Genomic DNA, 21,392 nt, shown 5'->3' on the forward strand with positions numbered 1-21,392 from the left:
TTTACTCCTCTGCCCCGGCAGCTGAATGCGAACTCATGTCCATCCCTTCCATATGGGCCACTTCTTTGTCTTTCTTCTCGTGATGCATCGGCTTGCCTGGTTTCATGCCTTCGTACTTGTCGACGATGGTCTGGAACAGGTTCGGCGTGAACGAGGAGTAGAGCTCGACTGGGTTGTTCTGGCTTTGCTTGGCAAGGGCTTCGTATTCAGCTTTTTCAAGCTGTTTAGGTGCCTTTTTGACTTCGCTTACCCAGGCATCGAAATCTTCCTGAGAGGTGGCGATAGCTTTGAACTTCATACCGGTGAAACCCGCGCCGCTGTAGTTGGCGGAGATACCGTCCATTTCAGCGTTCTGGTTGGCGATCAGGTGCAGTTTGGTCTGCATGCCCGCCATCGCGTAGATCTGGCCGCCCAGGGCAGGGATGAAGAACGAGTTCATCACGGCGTCGGAAGTGATCTTGAAGTTGATCGGTGTGTGCGCCGGGAACACGATCTTGTTGACCGTGGCGATGCCTTGTTCCGGGTAGATGAACAGCCACTTCCAGTCCAGCGCGACCACTTCAATGGTGATCGGCTTGACGTCGGATTCCAGCGGCTTGTAAGGGTCAAGCGCGTGGGTCGACTTGTAGGTGACGTAACCCAGGGCAATGATGATCAGTACCGGAATAGTCCACACCGCGATTTCGATCTTGGTGGAGTGAGACCATTTTGGCGTATAAACGGCGTCCTTGTTGGAAGCGCGGTATTTCCAGGCGAACGCGAAGGTCATGAAGATGACCGGCACGACGACCAACAGCATCAGCAGCGTTGCGGTGATGATCAGGTTTCGCTCATCCAGGCCGACCTGGCCCTTGGGATCGAGCAAGGTCATGTTGCAGCCTCCCAGCAACAACGTGCCGAGCAGCGGCAATAAGCCTAGTAGTCTGGGGTACCTGTTTTTACTCATCTCACGACCTCTAAAGCAGCTTGCGCAATGCAGTTGGGTTTTGATCGCCAACACTTCACCCTGCCAAGGGTTGGCATTTTTCTTGGATTGAATAAGGGCCTGCCCGTCGCGCGTCAGACGCTGTTCGACAATTGCTGGGCCTGCGGTGAGTTCTTATTCGAATTCGTGGTCAAGGGCCTTGTTACAGACCAATTCCATTTGGTGCGGATAGTCGGAAGGCACCGACACCTGGGAGTCATGAAGCCATCAGGCCTCTCGACACCCTAGTTCTGCTCATGCACCTGAGTAAGGGTGAGCAGTGCCGGGAATTCAGTGCGGGCGATTGTAGATATGTAACGATTCATAAACCATGTCTCATCCCGAAATAATTTTTATCCGATCCAGCAACAATCCTTAACGGCTTTTGCAAAAGTGCGCCATGGTATCGAAATTCATTCTCAACAAAAACACCAAAAAATGTAGGTCTACCACACGAAGTTCAGACAGTTTCCAAGGCTCTGCACTCGCCTTCGACCCAGCTCTACCCCCTATGTGACAAGGACTTTGGCAATTCGCCAAGCCCTGTTAAAACTGCCTGTTTCGACTGACGAGCGCTGAAACCGGCAGCGCCTGGAAGAGCTGGTTTCTAGTGCGAGGTGATGCCCTGAATCAGCGATTTGAAATGCCTTGCGACACTCAAGCTGTGACAACATGTCGCACACGTGTCGCACCCTTTCTTGTCGAGCATCAAGGTCTTTTTACCTGACCTGCGAATATGCAAAACGCCCCGGCCTCTCAACGAGAACCGGGGCGTTTTTTGTTTCCTGCAACGGTACGGCGTAAAGCCTCAGCGCAACGCTTTGCGGTTACGCGAAGTGAGCAGCGGCACCAGCACCACGATCAGCACGAACGACAGTAGCGCCCACTGTGCCAGGGACAAGCCGAGGATCGGCGGGTACGGCGTGGAGCAAAAACCGTCGACCTGGAAGCCCAGCGGGAAGATCTTCGCCAGCGGCAGACCATCGACAATCGGCTGCAACACATCGATACCGCAACTGACCGCAGGATAAAACTGGGTATAGACGTGATGCCCGGCCACTCCTGCACCCGCAATGGCGCAGATCACCACCAACGCTTCGAACAGCGTGATGCTGCGGCGGGAGCGCGTTGCTGCGCCGATAAAGGCGAACAGCGCAATCAGCAACAGCGCGTAGCGTTGCAGGATGCACAGCGGGCATGGCGCCTCGCCCAGAGCCACTTGCATGTACAGCGCGCCACCGATCAGCGCCAGGCAAATTATGCCCAGCAACACCAGATAGCGCCGTTCACGTCCCAACCGCATCGTTTCCTCGCTCATCGCGTTTCCCTTTGTGTCCGTGGATCAGCTCGTCGGCGGCTGCGCTTGCAGCTGCTGCATCAAGCTGATGTTGTCTTCTTCGATATGCCAACTGGCGGCAATGCGACCGTTGTCGATCTGATATCGGTTGCCCGGAAGTCTACACGGCAGCACTGGCCTTCGGGCGGGGTCTTGCCGATGAACCTCTTCGACAAGACCGCCTTGGCCAACGTCGGGAAGAAACGATAAACCGGTTAAGAACGGATTAACTTTCTAGTGTTTTTCAAGAATCGAACCCGTGAAGACGGATCGGTTGCTACTGCTTCCACCGATCTGCCGCCGCATGATCGCTGTCACGCCCTTCCACCCAACGCGACCCATCACCGGTGTTTTCTTTCTTCCAGAACGGCGCGCGGGTTTTCAGGTAGTCCATGACAAAGGCACAGGCATCGAACGCCGCCTGACGGTGAGCGCTGGCGGCGCCGACGAAGACGATCGGCTCGCCCGGCTCCAGCGCGCCGATGCGGTGCAACACTTCCAGTTTCAACAGAGGCCAGCGCTGCTCGGCCTCCACGGCAATCTTGCCCAGGGCTTTTTCGGTCATGCCCGGGTAGTGCTCAAGGAACATTCCGGCGACGTCGAGGCCGTCATTGAAGTCGCGCACGTAGCCGACAAAACTCACCACCGCACCGACGCCCACATTAGCCGCGTGCATGGCGTTGACTTCAGCGCCCGGGTCGAACGGCGTGGGCTGCACACGAATCGCCATGGTTCAGCCCCCGGTCACGGTCGGAAAAAACGCCACTTCATCGCCATCGCTCACCGGTTCGTCGAGCTGGCAGAGGTCTTCGTTGCGGGCGCACATCAGGTTCTGTTCGCTCAGCACCTCGGCGCCGTCGCGTTGAGCCAGCAGCGCGCGCACATCGTCGACCGTGGAAAATTCACCTTCGACCTTCACCGAGTCCACGCCGAGCGCTTCACGGTAACGGGCGAAAAATTTCACAGTAATATTCATGGCTGATCCGCCTGGAAATGGCCGCTCTTGCCGCCGAGTTTCTCCAGCAGCCGCACGCTCTCGATGGTCATGCCACGATCCACGGCCTTGCACATGTCATAGATGGTCAGCGCCGCGACGCTGGCGGCAGTCAGCGCTTCCATTTCGACGCCGGTCTGCCCGGACAACTTGCAGCACGCCACGATGCGCACGGTGTCGTCGCCTTCGGCACTGAGTTCGACCTTGACGCCGGTAAGCATCAACGGGTGGCACAGAGGAATCAGATCGCTGGTTTTCTTCGCCGCCTGGATGCCGGCGATCCGCGCCACGGCGAACACGTCACCCTTGGGATGGCCGCCAGCAACGATCATTTGCAGGGTTTCGGGCAGCATGCGCACCAGCGCTTGGGCCGTCGCTTCACGGAACGTCACGGTTTTTTCAGTGACGTCGACCATATGGGCGCGACCTTGGGAATCGAGATGAGTCAGCACAGGGATACTCCTGATCAGGAGCATCGATTGTAAACCTGTGGGTCAATTGTCCGCACGTTTGATTATCGGGTCACTACATATCCCTGTGGGAGCGAGCCTGCTCGCGATGGCGGCGTGACAGTCGACATCAATGCCGAATGCCAGACCGCCATCGCGAGCAGGCTCGCTCCCACAGGGGTAAAAGAGTTGCCCATAAAAAACCGGGCGACCTGTGAGGGCCGCCCGGTTCTGGTGAGGGTTACAGATGCGATTCGGCGTATTCGGCCAGAATCGAGCGTGGCACCCCTTGCAGGGTGATGTGCACACCGTTGGGGAAATCCTTGAAGCGCTCGGTCAAGTACGTCAGCCCGGAGCTGGTCGCGGACAGGTAAGGGGTATCGATCTGCGCCAGGTTGCCCAGGCACACTACTTTGGAACCGGCGCCAGCACGGGTGATGATGGTTTTCATCTGGTGCGGCGTGAGGTTCTGGCATTCATCGATCAGGATCAGACTCTGCTGGAAGCTGCGGCCTCGAATGTAGTTGAGGGATTTGAACTGCAACGGCACTTTGCTGAGGATGTAGTCGACGCTGCCATGGGTGTTTTCATCATCCATGTGCAGGGCTTCGAGGTTGTCGGTGATGGCGCCGAGCCAAGGCTCCATTTTTTCCGCTTCGGTGCCGGGCAGGAAACCAATTTCCTGGTCCAGCCCCTGCACGCTGCGGGTGGCGATGATGCGCCGGTAGCGTTTGCTGACCATGGTCTGCTCGATGGCCGCCGCCAGGGCCAGGATGGTTTTACCCGAACCGGCCGCGCCGGACAGATTGACCAGGTGAATATCCGGGTCGAGCAAGGCGTATAGCGCCAGGCTTTGATAGATGTCACGCGGTTTCAGGCCCCAGGCTTCCTGGTGCAACAGAGGCTCCTGATGCAGATCGAGGATCAGCAACTTGTCGACCTGGATTTCCTTGATCCAGCCGACAAAGCCCTGCTCGTCGATGATGAACTCGTTGACGTGTACCGCGGGCAGGTTGTCGATCAACTGCACCTGGTGCCAGGTGCGGCCATGATCCTGCCGGGTTTCGACTTTGCTCACTCGATCCCAGAACGAACCGGTCATGTTGTGATAACCGTTGGGCAGCAACGAAACGTCATCGACCAACTGGTCGGTGCTGTAGTCCTCGGCCGCAATCCCGCAAGCCCGGGCCTTGAGGCGCATGTTGATATCTTTGGTGACCAGCACCACGGGCAGTTTTGCATCGCGCGCGCGCAGGTCGATCAACTGGTTGATGATGATGTTGTCGTTCAGATGCTCGGGCAGAATGATGTTCGGCTCAGTGCGCTTGCTCATCAGAATTGACAGCAAACCCTTGGGCCCACTCTTGCCGCGCTGGATCGGTACGCCGAGTTCGACGTCTTCGGGGCTGGCATCGCCCAAAGTCTTGTCGATCAGGCGAATCGCCTGACGGCATTCCGCGGCAACGCTGTGATGCCCGCTCTTGAGCTTGTCCAGCTCTTCAAGCACGGTCATCGGGATGGCGACGTGGTGTTCTTCGAAATTAAGCAGGGCGTTTGGATCGTGAATCAATACGTTGGTATCGAGTACATAAAGGATTGGCTGGTTGGAGGAAGGGCTACGTCCGTGATCATCCATACTCGGTCACCTTTGTGGGAGCCAGTCGACGCAGTACCATGACAGTGCTGCGCCTCGAAGTGGCCACCGAATTCACCTGCGAGGAGTCAAGTGAACTGCACACAAACTGGGGTCTTGGGAGACGCCACCTGTGTTGCAGGTTTCGGCGGTCTGTCTTCGTAATACTCCAAAACATGTGACAGAAAAAAGCACTTTGACGTTTTTTTGAAGTTTATTTTTCAGAGTGACGAATAGCCCTTGGCGTGCAGGCAATGTGCCGTTAAAGTCGGAAGTCCGCCTGCACCGATTTCTCTCCAGAAATCGCCCTTCCCCCAATGTTTACGGCCTTTTGCAGTTTTCAGCGAAAGGCGTCCTGACAGTCTGCCCAACCGATCCCGCTTGGCGCCGTTTGCGTGATGAGCCAGGGCATCGCCGTTTTCAGCGCATCCTGCTTTACATTGAAATTGATCACTCCGTGCCGCCACAGCAGCATCAGGGTTAACACCCGGTGTGCGCTCTGGCTGCCCTTGAGCTTGCCGGCGCCGTCCTGGGCATCGATGTCCCACAACGCCACCTGCAAGCCTTGAGACGTGAAGAAGCCCTCGGCATCGGATCGACGTTGACCATCGGGCGGGCGAAACAGCGGCACGTAATTCTCCGGCAGCTTGCTTTTGACCAGCTCGGTGCTGCGTCGCACTGAGTCCTGCCAGTCTTGCCAATGGCTGTGGGAGCGGAACTCCCAGCCTTGCACGCCCACGCATTGCTGCGAATAAGTCCCTTGCAGGCTGGCCACCGAACGCTCGGCCAGACGGGCCTGAATGTCCTTGCCGAGGACGAAGAACGTAGCGCTCATGTTCGATTTGCGCAGGTATTCGGTGACCCAGGCCGTGTTATCTGGCGTGGCATTGGCGGCGCTGTCGAAGGTCAGCAGGAACAGCCGGTCATGCATGGCATCGCCATTGCGCTCATAGTCGCCAAAACGATCGACTTCGCTGCTGGCCTGCGGAAACAGCGCGGCCTTGCGCAACTGCTCGTCCAGGTATTGCGCGTGGAACAACCGGCTCGGCTCGGCCCACTTGATGTAATAGCTGTCGTCGCTCACCTGAAACTTGGCCGCTTGCTCGCGCAAGGTGGCCATGTCCTCGACCAGGAAACAGAAGGAGGCATCCTGATCGCAACTCTGCTGGGCGAAGTTGTAATTGGTCAGCAAACGCTGCCACATGCGTTGGCGCAACTGGTTGACCGACTCCAGATTGAGGGTGCGCAGGCCCAGGCGTTGAGCCAGGCTCGCTTCATCCAGCGATTCACTGGCCAGCAGAACGCGGGCAAACATGAGGATTTCGGCCCGCGAGGCAACGTCGAACAACGTCGGGCTGCTGAGCTGCTCAGGCCAGGTGCTGCGATCAAGCGTCGCCACATCGCCCGGCGCCGCCATGGCGCCGAAGCTCAAGAGCCAGGCCGAGAATAGAAAAACGATACGCAATGGGATGTCTCCATAACAAAACCCGCGCGGCACTATAGCCGATCGCCGGCCCCATGATCGTTCCCACGCTCTGCGTGGGAATGCAGCCCGGGACGCTCCGCGTCCCTTCCAAAGCCGAACGCGGAGCGTCCGTTGAGGCATTCCCACGCAGAGCGTGGGAATGATCAGGGTGTGCCCACCACCGATCACCTATGGACTTGATAGCTGGAGTCAACCAAGACAACCCCCTAGAATCGCCGCCACGATTAAAGGAGACGACTTCATGCTGATGGTGATTTCCCCCGCCAAGACCCTCGATTACGAAACACCGCCGGCGACCGAGCGTTTCACTCAGCCGCAATACCTTGACCATTCCCAGGAGCTGATCCTGCAACTGCGCGACCTGACGCCGGCGCAGATCAGTGAATTGATGCACGTCTCCGACAAGATCGGCGGTCTCAATGCCGCGCGTTTCGGCAGTTGGACCCCGGCCTTCACTCCAGCCAACGCCAAGCAGGCCCTGCTGGCATTCAAGGGCGATGTGTACACCGGCCTGAATGCACAAACCTTCAGCGAAGCCGACTTCGATTACGCCCAGCAGCACCTGCGCATGCTCTCCGGGCTGTATGGCCTGCTGCGCCCTCTGGACCTGATGCAGCCCTATCGGCTGGAAATGGGCACCAAACTGGCCAATGCCCGGGGCAAGGACCTGTACGCTTTCTGGGGCACGCGGATCAGCGAATGGCTGAACGAAGCGTTAGCCGATCAGGGCGACGACGTGCTGCTGAACCTGGCTTCCAACGAGTACTTCTCGGCGGTCAAACGCAGTGCCTTGAACGCGCGCATCATCAATACCGAGTTCAAGGATCTGAAGAACGGCCAGTACAAAATCATCAGCTTCTACGCGAAAAAGGCCCGCGGGATGATGAGTCGCTTCGTCATTGAAGAACGCATCAATGACCCGGCCGCCCTCAAGCAGTTCGACGTTCAGGGTTATCGCTACAGCAGCGAACAGTCTAAACCGGACAATCTGGTGTTCCTGCGCGATCACGCACCGGAGTAATAGAGCCTGCACTAAGTCAGCGCACGACACCCATTACTTCGTCGTGCGCACCCTCCTTGATCGTCGAACAACCCCCTCCTTTTCGCCGCTTTATTGGCGCCAAGATTCAAGCACTTCATTTTCTAACTTTAGTTTCACTCGACATTGGTCATTTTTTTCAGTAGTGGCACTGAAAAATTTTACTCGTAGTGGCAAAAAAGTATCCACCGCAATAATCCCCCCATATATAAAGGGCCAAACGGCAAGTGCTATCAATATGAAAGCAGTGCCATCTTTTTCAGTATTTCAAGAAATTTCAGCATTCGCGATGGGCGGACAGGAACTATGTCCAAATGCGTCGCTCATACCACCGGTAACGATTCTCTCCGTGATTGTGCGAGATAACTTACACAGACAAGAGATCCATGTAGCGAAGTTGTCACACTTACTTGGGCTTACTGATCACTTATTTGGGCAACACATGAAGGACAGGAGATAACGCACCATTACTATCCCCTACAAGGCCACGGCTGCGCCCCTATAAACGTGCTCACCTGAGCACCCAACCGCTTGATTTACGGGCTTTCGGGCCTGGCATTGAGCGCGCAAGACCTTTGCACAGAAGTCTTCAGAAAAGAGGATCGGCTGCATAACAGGGCACGTCATAAGAATAAGGCCTGGCTGCGCACATCTTGAGTGCACTTATTTAGACACTCGCAACTTAGTATGCCTGTACACGGCACTGTGGCGCCTTTAAGTCGCACTTGCGAGTGCACTATGACCGCTGAACACCATTAACTCCGGCCATGTAATGGCTTGATAAATACAGAGGTAATTGCGATGCGCATCAGCATATTTGGTTTGGGTTACGTCGGCGCAGTATGTGCCGGTTGCCTGTCTGCACGGGGCCATGACGTCGTTGGCGTCGATGTTGCCAAAGACAAAATCGATATGATCAACGCCGGTAAATCGCCGATCGTTGAACCGGGTCTGGGCGAGCTTCTGCAGAAGGGTATCGAGACGGGCAAATTGCGCGGCACGACCAACTTCGCCGAGGCGATTCGCGACACCGACCTGTCGATGATCTGCGTCGGCACGCCGAGCAAGAAGAACGGCGACCTGGAACTGAACTACATCGAAGCCGTGTGCCGCGAGATCGGTTTTGTCCTGCGTGACAAGACCACCCGCCACACCATCGTGGTTCGCAGCACCGTCCTCCCGGGCACCGTGGCAAACGTAGTGATCCCGATCCTCGAAGACTGCTCCGGCAAAAAGGCCGGCGTCGACTTCGGCGTGGCGGTCAACCCTGAGTTCCTGCGTGAAAGCACCGCGATCGCCGATTACGACCTGCCGCCAATGACCGTTATCGGTGAGTTCGACAAGGCTTCGGGTGACGTTCTGCAATCGCTGTACGAAGAGCTCGACGCGCCGATCATCCGCAAGGACATCGCCGTTGCCGAGATGATCAAGTACACCTGCAACGTGTGGCACGCCACCAAGGTGACCTTTGCCAACGAGATCGGCAACATCGCCAAAGCCGTCGGTGTCGACGGTCGTGAAGTGATGGAAGTGGTCTGCCAGGACAAGACACTGAACCTGTCCCAGTACTACATGCGCCCAGGCTTTGCGTTCGGCGGCTCTTGCCTGCCTAAAGATGTCCGCGCCCTGACCTACCGCGCCGGTTCCCTGGACGTGGAAGCACCACTGCTCAACTCGCTGATGCGCAGTAACGTGTCCCAGGTGCAGAACGCGTTCGACATCGTCTCCAGCCACGACAAACGCAAAGTCGCCCTGCTGGGTCTGAGCTTCAAGGCCGGCACCGACGACCTGCGCGAAAGCCCGCTGGTTGATCTGGCGGAAATGCTGATCGGCAAGGGCTACGACTTGAGCATCTACGACAGCAACGTCGAATACGCCCGCGTTCACGGTGCGAACAAGGATTACATCGAGTCGAAGATCCCTCACGTCTCGTCCTTGCTCAACTCCGACTTCGACGACGTGATCGCAAACTCCGACGTGATCATCCTCGGCAACCGTGACGAGAAATTCCGCGCCCTGGCGCAGGAAGCTCCACACGGCAAGCAAGTGGTCGACCTGGTTGGCTTCATGTCCAAAGCCACCAGCGTGAGTGGCCGGACTGAAGGCATCTGCTGGTAACGCTGCATCCGTGTAGGAGCTGGCGAAGCCTGCGATCTCTTGATGTTCAGCGATCTCACTGACGCCAAAAGATCGCAGCCTGCGGCAGCTCCTTGTATCTCGACTATTGCTCCATCAGGAGCGATAGTTCTCGACTGATCATCGAGGGAGGGACCTGGAAGCCGTGCAGCTCCTTAGGCTTTTTGCCTGTGACGTAGATCGTGCTCCAACCCTCCACACTCACTCGTACAGTTCGAACGGTATCTTGGGCCCGTCTCTGGCGAGAGCCCGCATTCACAAGGTTGGACAGAGTGTAGTGATGATCGCAACTGATCTGATTGGGAGAAGACATGTCCAGTTTCGTCGGCGTCGATGTCGCTAAAAACACCTTTGATATCGCTACACACCTGCCGAATGGCAAGCATAAAACCAAAGCCAAACTGGCGAACGACGCCAAAGGATTCAAAGAGTTTGAAGCCTGGCTGCACAAGCAGGTCGAACCTTCGGCACTGATCGTGATGGAGGCCACCAGTGTCTATCACCTGGCGCTCGCCGAGTTCGTCTACAACAAGGGTTACCGGGTTTGCGTGGTGAATCCGGCCACGACCCATGCCTACGCCGGCAGTGAGTTACGCCGGATCAAAACCGATAAAAGCGACGCCAAGCTGATCGCGGACTTCGCCCGGGAAAAGGATGAAAAGCTTCAGCCATGGGCGCCGGAGCCTCTGAAGTATCGCCAGTTGAAAGCCTTGGTTCGCCGCCTGGATGACCTTCAGGAAATGCAGCAAATGGAGCTCAATCGTCTGGGGGTATCTGACGAAAAGGTCAAAGCCTCAATTAACTCCGTGCTGCACCATATCGAAAAAGAGATCGCTGAAACGCACAAAGCGATCAAAAAACACATCGATGACGACCCGGATATGCGTCAAATGCGCGACTTGATCGTGACCATCGACGGTATCGGGCAGAAAACGCTTGAGCGGCTGCTGGCCGAGCTGGGCGACCTGCGTAAATATGACGATCCTCGCAAGCTGGTTGCTGCTGCTGGGTTGAACCCCAAGCTGCAGGATTCGGGACTGCTCAAAGGCCGTACTGTGATCTCAAAAATCGGCTCAGCGCGCGTGCGGGCAGGCCTTTACATGCCCGGCCTGGTGGCGCTGCAGCACAACAAGGCGATCATGGCCATGAAGGATCGCTTGAAGGCCAACGGCAAGGCCCCCAAGCAGATCATTTGTGCCGCGATGCGCAAGCTGCTGCACTTCGTTTATGGCGTGCTCAAATCGGGCCAGCCTTATGACCCGAAACTTGCGCTTGCTCGGTGAGGTTTAAGACGGTATCTACCGGGATTTCTGGCGTCATCCAGAGCGGGTGTCGCCAGTTTTCACAGGCCTGCCTTAACCCCATCGGGCCACCCCACAGGCTCGCCCGAGATCGAGACGGATGCAGATTATGCACAGGCTAAAGAACGGCCTACTTCAGGCCGCCGGTTGGCTGTTTTACCTAAGTTTACTGATGGGCATCGCCACGGCACTGCCTACGTCCACGTTCGACTCCGAGTCGAAGGACTTCATCTTCCTGATCGGTATCGTCGGTATCTGGCGTTACTCGATGGGTGCCACGCACTTTCTGCGCGGCATGCTGTTTCTGTACGTGGTCTACCCGCACCTGCGGCGCAAAGTGCGCAAGCTGGGCAAAGCGGCAGACCCGTCCCATGTATTTCTGATGGTCACCAGCTTTCGTATCGACGCGCTGACCACCGCTCAGGTCTACAGCTCGGTAATCCGCGAGGCCATCGACTGCGGCCTGCCAACCACCGTGGTGTGCTCCATTGTGGAAATGTCCGATGAGCTGCTGGTCAAGAGCCTCTGGAAACGCATGAACCCACCGCCACGGGTCAAGCTCGACTTCGTGCGCATTCCCGGCACCGGCAAACGCGATGGCCTGGCCTACGGTTTCCGCGCCATCTCGCGCCACCTGCCGGACGATCGCGCCGTGGTTGCCGTGATCGATGGCGACACCGTGCTGGCCGAAGGCGTCGTGCTCAAGACCGTGCCGTGGTTCCAGCTGTTCGGCAATGTCGGCGGCCTGACCACCAACGAGTTCTGCGAAGTGCGCGGCGGCTACATCATGAGCGAATGGCACAAACTGCGATTTGCCCAGCGCCACATCAACATGTGCTCCATGGCCCTGTCCAAGCGCGTGTTGACCATGACCGGTCGGATGTCGGTATTCCGCGCCACCGTGGTCACCAACCCGGACTTCATCGCCGATGTGGAAAGCGACTCGCTGCAACACTGGCGCCTGGGCCGCTTCAAGTTCCTGACCGGTGACGACAAGTCGAGCTGGTTCAGCCTGATGCGCCTGGGCTATGACACGTTCTACGTGCCGGATGCCGCGATCCATACCGTGGAACACCCGCCGGAAAAGAGCTTCATCAAGGCCAGTCGCAAACTGATGTTCCGCTGGTACGGCAACAACCTGCGGCAGAACTCTCGCGCCCTGGGTTTGGGGATGAAACGTCTCGGCCTGTTCACTTCGGTGGTGCTGTTCGATCAACGCGTGTCGATGTGGACGTCCTTGCTGGGCCTGACCGTGGCAATCCTCGCCACCTTCAAGTACGGCAGCGCGTTCATCCTGGTTTACCTGCTGTGGATCGGCATCACCCGCCTGATCCTTACAGTGCTGCTGTCCTGTTCCGGTCACCGGATCGGCCCGGCCTACCCGGCGATTCTCTATTACAACCAGATCGTCGGCGCGCTGGTGAAGATCTACGTGTTCTTCCGCCTCGATCAACAGTCCTGGACTCGCCAGCCCACTTCTCTGACCCGTGATCTCGCCAGCTTTCAACGTTGGTTCAACACTTGGTCGTCTCGGACCATGACCTTCTCCGCCGGCAGCATTTTTGTCGCCGTGCTGCTGCTGATGGTCTGACCGAACTCGCCTGAATTAACTAGGAAATCGCCCATATGAATACCGCCGTCAACTCCAACGTAGTGCACGAATCCGAAGCCCAGCGCCAACATGCCCGCGTGAAAATCCCGGCCAAGCTGCGTTTCTTCGGTCCAGACCGGACTCCGGTTGAAGCCCGACTCATCGACCTTTCCGCTGGCGGCCTGGCGTTCAACGCCGGTCAGCTGCCGCTGAAGGTCGGCGATGTGCACAAGGCCCGCCTGCAATTCGTGATCGATAACCTCGGCCTGGCCATGGACGTGGAATTGCAAATCCGCTCCGTCGATCGCCAGACCGGTCGTATCGGTTGCCAGTTCCAGAACCTGGAGCCCCGTGACATTTCCACCCTGCGCCACCTGATCACTTCCCACCTGGCCGGCGACATCGTCAGCGTGGGTGAAATGCTGGCGACCCTGCAGCGCGACAACTTCACCAAGGCGCGCAAGGTCAAGGATGGCGGTCACGGCATGACGCCGCTCGGCCGTCTGAAAGCGGTGACCTTCAGCGCCGGTATCTTCGTGGTCGGCCTGGTGGCGTTCGGTTTCATTTTCAAATCGGTGTACGGCATGTACTTCGTCAGCCACGCCCAGGCCGGCCTGGTCAGCGTGCAGGGCATGAACATCACCATGCCGCGCGACGGTACCGTGCAGAGCCTGATCAAGGCTGATGGCGTTGCCGCCAAAGGCGCTCCGTTGGCGACTTTCAGCACCAGCATGCTCGACGTACTCAAGGGCCATCTGGACGAAGACCAGTTGCAACCGTCCAAGGTTGAAGAGCTGTTCGGCAAGCAAATGACCGGCACCCTGACTTCGCCGTGCGATTGCACCGTGTCTCAGCAACTGGTGGCTAACGGTCAGTACGCCAGCAAAGGCGACGTGATCTTCCAACTGGTGCCGCGTAACACCGAAGCCAACGTTGAAGCACGCTTCTCTTATCGCCAGTTCGGCGATGTGCGTCCAGGCACCACGGTCAGCTTCCAGATCGCCGGTGAAGACCAAACCCGTACCGGCAAGATTGTCAGCAGCACCAGCCTGAAAAGCGCCGACCTGTCATCCGACATCCGCGTGCAGATCAAACCTGACGAGCCACTGGACAGCGCCTTCGCCGGTCGCCCAGTGGAAGTGAACAGCACTCGTGGCCCGAACCTGAGCTGGCTGATCAACAAAGCCATGGCCGCCGGTCTTTAAACAGAGGACATGCCCGTGACGACTCCATATTTCCTCAGAACACCGCACACCCTGTGGGAGCGAGCCTGCTCGCGATGGGATCAGCGCGGTCTGTCTGATGCACCGAGCCGCCCGAATCGCGAGCAGGCTCGCTCCCACATAGGATCACTGTGTGCCGTTGCATTGGCCGTGAGCCTGGCCGGTTGCGCCGGCCTGCCCGACCAGCGTCTGGCCAATGAAGCCCTCAAGCGTGGCGACACCACGCTGGCGGCGCAGAACTACCAGCAACTGGCAGACCTGGGTTACAGCGAAGCTCAGGTTGGCCTGGCCGATCTGCAGGTCGACAGCCGTGACCCGGCGCAAATCAAAAAGGCCGAGGCGACTTACCGCGCCGCGGCCAGCGTCTCGCCGCGAGCTCAGGCTCGCTTGGGTCGTCTGTTGGTGGCCAAACCCGGCGCCACCGAAGCCGAACATCACGAAGCCGAAGCGCTGTTGAAGAAAGCCTCGGCCAATGGCGAAGGCAATACCCTGATCCCGCTGGCGATGCTGTACCTGCAATACCCGCACAGTTTCCCGAACGTCAACGCACAGCAGCAGATCAGCCAATGGCGCACCGAAGGCAAACCGGAAGCCGGTCTGGCGCAAGTGCTGCTCTATCGCACCCAGGGCACTTACGACCAACACCTGGATGACGTGGAAAAGATCTGCAAAGCGGCGCTGAACACCACCGACATCTGCTACGTCGAATTGGCCACGGTCTATCAGAAACGCGCCCAACCCGAGCAACAGGCCGAGCTGATCAAGCAGATGCAGGCGGGTCACAGCCGTGGCGTCGTTTCTGCGCAACGTGTGGACAGCGTGGCTCGCGTACTGGGCGATGCAAGCCTGGGCAAGACCGACGAGAAAACCGCTCAGTCGCTGCTCGAAGGCATCGCACCTGGCTACCCGGCGTCCTGGGTCAGCCTCGCGCAATTGCTCTACGACTTCCCTGAACTGGGCGACGTCGACACCATGATGAAGTACCTGGACAACGGCCGCGCCGCCGACCAGCCGCGTGCCGAACTGTTGCTGGGCAAGCTCTACTTCGAAGGAAAAATGGTGCCGGCCGACGCCAAGGTCGCCGAAGAACACTTCAAGAAAGCCATCGGCCGTGAAGTCGCCGCCGATTACTACCTCGGCCAGATTTACCGTCGTGGTTACCTGGGCAAGGTCTATCCGCAGAAAGCCCTGGATCACCTGTTGACCGCTGCGCGTAACGGCCAGAACAGCGCCGATTTCGCCATTGCCCAACTGTTCTCCCAAGGCAAGGGCACCCGGCCCGACCCGGTAAACGCTTATGTCTTCAGCCAATTGGCGAAGGCTCAAAACACCCCACAAGCCAATGAGCTTGCGCAAACAATCGAAACGCAACTGCCGCCTGACCGGCTGGCCGAGGCCCAACGCCTGCTGAAACAAGAGCAGGCCATTCGTAGCGCCGTGAGTTCGGACACGCTGGAACTGCACGCCCTGCAAGAAGAAGACGGCGAGGAATCCCTATGAAGCTTAATCCATTCGTGAAGGCCGGTATTGGCCTGACATTCGCCCTGCTGTGGTCGTGCCCGACCCTGGCGGCCCTGACCGAAGACAAGAATTTCGGCCTCGAAGTCAAAGTTACCGGCCAGTCCGAAGACGACCGTGACCTGGGCACTGCCAGTGGCGGCGACGTTAACGGCGTTGGCCTCGACCTGCGTCCATGGGTATACGGCGAAAGCGGCGCGTGGAGCGCCTACGCCATGGGCCAGGCCGTGACGTCCACCGACATTATCGAAACGGACACCCTGCAGCAGTCCGACAACGACGGTACCCAGACCACCGACAACGGTGATCGCAAAACCAAGAAGAACTACTTGGCGATGCGCGAGTTCTGGGTCGGCTACAGCGGCCTCACGCCCTACCCTGGCGAAATCCTCAAGCTCGGTCGCCAACGCCTGCGCAACGACGACGGCCAATGGCGCGACACCAACATCGAAGCCCTGAACTGGACCTTCGACACCACCCTGTTGCGCGCCAACGTCGGTGTCGCCGAACGCTTCAGCGAATACCGCACCGACTTGAAAGAGCTGGCGCCCAAGGACAAGGATCGCCTGCACGTTTTCGGCGACGTTGCCACTCAATGGTCGCCGGGTAACTGGGTCGGCATTCGCGGTCATCACACCCACGATGACGGCAAGCTCGACTACCCGGAGCCGGGCGTGGCCGGCGATTCGCTGGATAAAAAACAGAACGGCGACATCAGCTGGCTCGGCCTCACCGCCGACAGCGATGCCTACAACTGGCGCAACACCAACACCGTCAATTACTGGGGCAGCATCACCGGTATGAGCGGCGACACCGACACGGTCAACCCGTTGAACGCCGATGGCACGCGCCCGACCGAAGCCAAACGCGGTGAAGACCTCAATGGCTGGGCCACCGACATTGGCGTGCGTCTGCGCCTCGATCCGCAGTGGCAAGTCGGTGCAGCGTATGCCCGTGCCAGCGCCGAGTACGAACAGACCGGCCTGGAAAGCAACCGCTCGAACTACACCGGTACACGCTCGCGGGTTCACCGTTTCGGCGAAGCCTTCCGTGGCGAAATGAACAACATGCAAACCGCTACCCTGTTCGGCTCGTGGATGCTCAACGACGAATACGATGCCAGTGTGATCTACCACAAATTCTGGCGCGTGGACGGCAACAAGCCGGTAGGCAGCAATGGCATCAACGCCGTCGAAAACAACACCGACGACGTGACCGGCGCGATCCTCTCCAGCACCTCCCTGCCGCTGGAAGATGGCAACAAAGACCTCGGTCAGGAAATGGACGTAGTCGTCACCAAGTACTTCAAGCAAGGCCTGCTGCCGGCTTCGTTGAGCCAGTCGATCGATGAGCCTTCGGCTCTGGTGCGGTTCCGTGGCGGTGTGTTCAAGCCTGGCGATGCGTATGGCAAAGAAGTCGACTCCTACATGCACCGCGCGTTTGTCGACGTGGTCTGGCGCTTCTGATGCAAACCGCGAAGGGAGTGCCCGACATGAACAGTGCCAAGAAAGGCTCGATCAGCCTGCTGGCCGGCGCGCTGCTGCTCGCCAGCGCAGCCGCCTTCGCCACCGTCGAACCGGCCAAGCCTGTGCAACAGGGCAAATCGGCGACCATAGCCAAAGGGCTGCAACAGGCCAAGACCTACACCGTCAGCAGCGCGCCAACCGCGCCGCTGGACCTGGCCAAGCCGAAACTGCCGGACACCTCTGGCTACACCGCCGAAGCCATCGCCGCGAAAATCGTGCGCAGCAAGCCCGGCAAGATCAGCGTGCGCCGGATGATGCAGGAAGACGCCCTGAAGGACTTCATCGGTGGCGACAACAAGATGGCCGAGTGGGTGGTGCGTCAGCATGGCATCCCGCAGGCGATCTTCGTCGACGATGGCTACATGAACCTCAAGGACCTGGCGAAAAAGCTGCCCAAGCAGTACTTCAGCGAAACTTCGCCGGGCGTATTCCTGGCGAAGTTGCCGATCGTGGTGGGTAACAAGGGCATTCTGGAAATCGACAAGCAGACCCAGGAATTGCGTCTGTCCCAAGAGGCCGGTTCGTTCCTGGTCAACGACGGCCAGCTGTTCGTGCGTGATACCAGAATCACTGGCTGGAGCGAGAAGGCAAACGGCCCGGCGGCCTTCAAGTCGCCCAAGGAATTCCGCCCGTTCCTGCTGTCCTGGGGTGGCACCGAGACCTACATTGCCAACAGCAAGATCGCCAGTTTCGGTTACGCCAACAGTAAGTCCTACGGCGTGAGTATTTCCCAATACACGCCGAACATGGCCAAGGTGCTCAAGCGCCCTGAACCGACCGGCTGGATCGTCGGCTCCGAGTTCTCGGACATGTGGTACGGCTTCTACTGCTACGAAACCCGCGACTTCGTGGTCAAGGGCAACACCTACAAAGACAACATCGTCTACGGCATCGACCCGCATGACCGGTCGCATGGTCTGATCATCGCCGACAACACGGTGTTCGGGACCAAGAAGAAGCACGGGATCATTATTTCCCGTGAGGTCAACGACAGCTTCATCTTCAACAACCGCAGCTACGACAACAAGTTGTCGGGCCTGGTGATCGACCGTAACAGTGTGAACAACCTGATCGCCTACAACGAGATCTACAAGAACCACACCGACGGCATCACCCTCTACGAGAGTGCCGACAACCTGTTGTGGGGCAACAAGGTAATCAGCAACCGACGCCACGGCATCCGTATTCGTAACAGCGTGAACATTCGCCTGTATGAAAACGTTTCGATGGCCAACGGCCTGACCGGTGTCTACGGCCACATCAAAGACCTGACCGACACCGACCGGGACATCAAACTCGACCCGTTCGACGCCGAGGTGTCGCTGATCGTGGTCGGTGGTGAACTGGCCGCCAATGGCAGCGGACCGCTGTCGATCGACTCGCCGCTGAGCGTGGAGCTGTATCGCGTGTCGATGCTCGCGCCGACCAAATCCAGCGGCATCAGCTTCTCGGGGATCCTCGGCGAACGCCAGGATGAAATTCTCGACCTGCTGGTGCGCCAGCAGAAAGCCGTGCTGATCGATCCAGTCGAACGCCAGACCAAAATGCAGGACTGAGGATAATTTTATGCACCCACACTTGATCAAATTACTCAGCCTGTCGGCCCTGACCGCGGGTATTCTCGCGGCCAGCACTGGCGTACGTGCCGAAGACGCCAAAGCACCCAGCTTCAAGGCCGAGGATTGCTGCAGCCTGTGCCCCGCCGCCCATGACGCGAAAAACTACACCACCCGCTACCAGCAGAACTTCACCACGCTGGTGCAGGCGCAGGGCGATTGGCTATTCCGTACGCAAGAAGACTTGCGCACCGAGTTCGACACCACACCCGCTGGCTACAAACGCATGAAGCAACTGCACGATGCGTTCAAGAGCAAAGGCGTGGAACTGGTCATCGTTTACCAGCCGACCCGTGGCCTGGTGAACCGCAACAAGCTGAACCCGGCAGAGAAGGCGAGCTACGATTTCGACAAGGCGCTGAAGAATTACAAAACCATGCTCGGGCGTTTCGCGCAGATGGGCTACGTGGTTCCGGACCTGTCGCCACTGACCAACGAATCGCTGCCCGACACCCTGCCGGCTCACGATTTCTACTTCCGCGGCGACCAACACTGGACGCCGTATGGCGCCCAACGCACGGCGAAAATTGTCGCCGAGAAGGTCAAGCAATTGCCGGCCTTCGCCGATGTTCCCAAGCGTGAATTCGAGACCCATAAGTCGGGTCGCATGGGCAAGACCGGAACGTTACACAACATGGCTGGTCAACTCTGTGGCACCAGCTACGCGATCCAGTACATGGATCAGTTCACCACCGAGCCAAAAGGCGAAGCGGGCGATGGCGATCTGTTCAGTGATTCCGGCAATCCGGAAATCACCCTGGTCGGCACCAGCCACAGTGGCAAGAACTACAACTTCGCCGGTTTCCTCGAAGAGGCCATCGGCGCCGACATCCTCAACGTGGCATTCCCCGGTGGTGGCCTGGAAGGTTCGATGCTGCAGTACCTGGGCAGCGAAGAGTTCCAGACCAAACCGCCGAAAATCCTCATCTGGGAATTCTCGCCGCTTTATCGCCTCGATCAGGAAACCATCTACCGCCAGATGATGGCGCTGCTGGACAACGGTTGCGAAGGCAAAGATGCACAGATGAGCGCCAGCGCCACGCTGAAACCTGGCAAAAACGAATTGATGGTCAACAGCAAGAACCTGGACCTGCGCAACAGCAGTCACCAGGTCGATATCCGCTTCGCCGACACCTCGGTGAAAACCTTGCAAGCCACCCTCTGGTACATGAATGGGCGCCACGAGGACATCAAGATCGACAAACCGGAAACCTCCGATACCGACGGGCGTTTCGCCTTCGAGTTGCGCACGGACGAAGACTGGGCCTCGCAGAATCTGCTGGCCGTCGAAGTCCAGGGACCTGAACAAGCAGGTACCACGCCTCAGAAAGTCGAAGCGAAAATCTGCAAACGCAACGTGTTCTCCGGCGCCGAGCAGCGTACCGCTCAAGCCGGGCAATGAGGCTACCTCTTATGAACTGCATGCAAACCCGAACGCTGAAAAAGTTACTCGCGCCCTCCCTGCTGACGCTGGCGATGTTCGCCGGCGCCACCCAGGCCGCCGCGCCACTGCGCCCGCCCCAGGGTTACTTCGCGCCAATTGAAAAAGTCAAAACCGGCGACAAGAGCGAAGGCTGCGACGCGATGCCGACGCCCTACACCGGTGCCCTGCAATTTCGCAGCAAATACGAAGGTTCCGACAAGGCCCGTTCGACCCTGAACGAGGCTTCGGAAAAAGCTTTCCGCGAGACCACCGCCGACATCACCAAGATCGAGCGCGGCACCAGCAAGCGGGTGATGCAGTTCATGCGTGACGGTCGCCCGGAACAACTGGAATGCACCCTCAACTGGTTGACTGCCTGGGCCAAGGCCGACGCGTTGATGTCCAAGGACTTCAACCACACCGGCAAGTCCATGCGCAAATGGGCATTGGGCAGCATGGCTTCGTCCTATGTTCGCTTGAAATTCTCTGACTCGCATCCGCTGGCTACCCACCAGGAAGAAGCGCAAGTGATTGAAGCCTGGTTCAGCAAAATGGCTGATCAGGTGGTCAGCGATTGGGACAACCTGCCGCTCGAACAAACCAACAACCACTCGTACTGGGCAGCCTGGTCGGTAATGGCCACGTCGGTCGCCACCAACCGTCGCGACCTGTTCGATTGGGCCGTCAAGGAATACAAGGTCGGCGTCAATCAAGTCGACGCCCAAGGCTTCCTGCCCAACGAACTCAAGCGCCAGCAACGCGCCCTCGCCTATCACAACTATGCCCTGCCGCCACTGGCGATGATCGCCAGTTTCGCTCAGGTCAACGGTGTCGATTTGCGCCAGGAAAACAACGGCGCCTTGAAACGCCTGGGCGATCGCGTGCTCGCGGGGGTGAAAGACCCGGATGAATTCGAGGAGAAGAACGGCAAGGATCAGGACATGACCGATCTCAAGGTCGACTCGAAATTCGCCTGGCTCGAACCGTTCTGCTCGCTCTACACCTGCACGCCGGATGTGCTGGCGCAGAAACACAAAATGCAGCCGTTCAAGACCTTCCGCCTCGGCGGGGATTTGACCAAGGTCTACGACCCGGCCAGCGAGAAAGGCAACAAAGGCTCTTAGGGTTGATCGTTCCCACGCTCCGCGTGGGAATGC

General features: G+C 58.3%; 17 protein-coding genes and 1 pseudogene. 10 read left to right on the top strand and 8 right to left on the bottom strand.

The window, feature by feature from the left end:
• Position 1: 1 nt before the first annotated feature.
• From cyoA to AB4O41_RS12005, 8 genes and pseudogenes are all read right to left on the bottom strand, one after another.
• The gene (gene cyoA, locus AB4O41_RS11970) at positions 2-946 is read right to left on the bottom strand and encodes a ubiquinol oxidase subunit II (protein ID WP_367374262.1); all 945 of its coding nucleotides are present in this window, start codon (positions 944-946) and stop codon (positions 2-4) included.
• An 826-nt stretch (positions 947-1,772) separates the two neighbouring features.
• Positions 1,773-2,282: a disulfide bond formation protein B gene (locus tag AB4O41_RS11975; RefSeq protein ID WP_460147855.1), complete on the bottom strand. Its 510-nt coding sequence runs from the start codon at positions 2,280-2,282 to the stop codon at positions 1,773-1,775.
• Between the two features lie 24 nt (positions 2,283-2,306).
• Positions 2,307-2,443: pseudogene (locus AB4O41_RS11980) on the bottom strand (ester cyclase); the annotation flags it as partial.
• A 134-nt stretch (positions 2,444-2,577) separates the two neighbouring features.
• Positions 2,578-3,030 (bottom strand): molybdopterin synthase catalytic subunit MoaE, encoded by a 453-nt coding sequence (gene moaE, locus AB4O41_RS11985; RefSeq protein ID WP_460147856.1) that lies wholly within the window; start codon positions 3,028-3,030, stop codon positions 2,578-2,580.
• A gap of 3 nt (positions 3,031-3,033) precedes the next feature.
• Positions 3,034-3,276, bottom strand: a complete 243-nt coding sequence (moaD, locus tag AB4O41_RS11990; RefSeq protein ID WP_460147857.1) for a molybdopterin converting factor subunit 1 — start codon at positions 3,274-3,276, stop codon at positions 3,034-3,036.
• Positions 3,273-3,746: a cyclic pyranopterin monophosphate synthase MoaC gene (gene moaC / locus AB4O41_RS11995; RefSeq protein ID WP_460147858.1), complete on the bottom strand. Its 474-nt coding sequence runs from the start codon at positions 3,744-3,746 to the stop codon at positions 3,273-3,275. The genes moaD and moaC overlap by 4 nt, the downstream gene beginning before the upstream one ends.
• Before the next feature lie 238 nt (positions 3,747-3,984).
• Positions 3,985-5,379, bottom strand: coding sequence for a PhoH family protein (locus AB4O41_RS12000; protein WP_007896403.1), 1,395 nt, complete (start codon positions 5,377-5,379; stop codon positions 3,985-3,987).
• Positions 5,380-5,716: 337 nt separating this feature from the next.
• Positions 5,717-6,841, bottom strand: a complete 1,125-nt coding sequence (locus AB4O41_RS12005; protein WP_460147859.1) for a polysaccharide deacetylase family protein — start codon at positions 6,839-6,841, stop codon at positions 5,717-5,719.
• Between the two features lie 262 nt (positions 6,842-7,103).
• Between AB4O41_RS12005 and yaaA the strand changes: the two genes are divergently transcribed.
• From yaaA to AB4O41_RS12055, 10 genes are all read left to right on the top strand, one after another.
• The gene (gene yaaA, locus AB4O41_RS12010) at positions 7,104-7,883 is read left to right on the top strand and encodes a peroxide stress protein YaaA (protein WP_460147860.1); all 780 of its coding nucleotides are present in this window, start codon (positions 7,104-7,106) and stop codon (positions 7,881-7,883) included.
• 819 nt (positions 7,884-8,702) lie between these two features.
• Entirely contained in the window at positions 8,703-10,019 is a 1,317-nt protein-coding gene (locus AB4O41_RS12015) for a nucleotide sugar dehydrogenase (RefSeq protein WP_123358540.1), read from the top strand.
• A gap of 329 nt (positions 10,020-10,348) precedes the next feature.
• On the top strand, positions 10,349-11,320 hold the full coding sequence (locus tag AB4O41_RS12020) for an IS110 family RNA-guided transposase (RefSeq protein ID WP_460144197.1): 972 nt from the start codon (positions 10,349-10,351) through the stop codon (positions 11,318-11,320).
• 118 nt (positions 11,321-11,438) lie between these two features.
• Complete coding sequence (gene alg8 / locus AB4O41_RS12025; protein ID WP_460147861.1) at positions 11,439-12,929, top strand: mannuronan synthase; 1,491 nt, start codon at positions 11,439-11,441, stop codon at positions 12,927-12,929.
• 35 nt (positions 12,930-12,964) lie between these two features.
• Positions 12,965-14,134 (top strand): PilZ domain-containing protein, encoded by a 1,170-nt coding sequence (locus tag AB4O41_RS12030; RefSeq protein ID WP_460147862.1) that lies wholly within the window; start codon positions 12,965-12,967, stop codon positions 14,132-14,134.
• Between the two features lie 9 nt (positions 14,135-14,143).
• A complete protein-coding gene (gene algK / locus AB4O41_RS12035) occupies positions 14,144-15,652 on the top strand; it encodes an alginate biosynthesis TPR repeat lipoprotein AlgK (RefSeq protein WP_460147863.1) in 1,509 nt (502 codons plus the stop codon).
• Positions 15,649-17,136 (top strand): alginate export family protein, encoded by a 1,488-nt coding sequence (locus AB4O41_RS12040; protein ID WP_460147864.1) that lies wholly within the window; start codon positions 15,649-15,651, stop codon positions 17,134-17,136. The genes algK and AB4O41_RS12040 overlap by 4 nt, the downstream gene beginning before the upstream one ends.
• Positions 17,137-17,162: 26 nt before the next feature.
• Positions 17,163-18,752, top strand: a complete 1,590-nt coding sequence (algG, locus tag AB4O41_RS12045; RefSeq protein ID WP_460147865.1) for a mannuronan 5-epimerase AlgG — start codon at positions 17,163-17,165, stop codon at positions 18,750-18,752.
• Between the two features lie 10 nt (positions 18,753-18,762).
• The gene (locus AB4O41_RS12050) at positions 18,763-20,214 is read left to right on the top strand and encodes an alginate O-acetyltransferase (protein WP_460147866.1); all 1,452 of its coding nucleotides are present in this window, start codon (positions 18,763-18,765) and stop codon (positions 20,212-20,214) included.
• Between the two features lie 11 nt (positions 20,215-20,225).
• A complete protein-coding gene (locus tag AB4O41_RS12055; protein WP_460147867.1) occupies positions 20,226-21,359 on the top strand; it encodes a mannuronate-specific alginate lyase in 1,134 nt (377 codons plus the stop codon).
• Positions 21,360-21,392: the final 33 nt, after the last annotated feature.

The organism is Pseudomonas sp. S2_A02 (assembly GCF_054668495.1).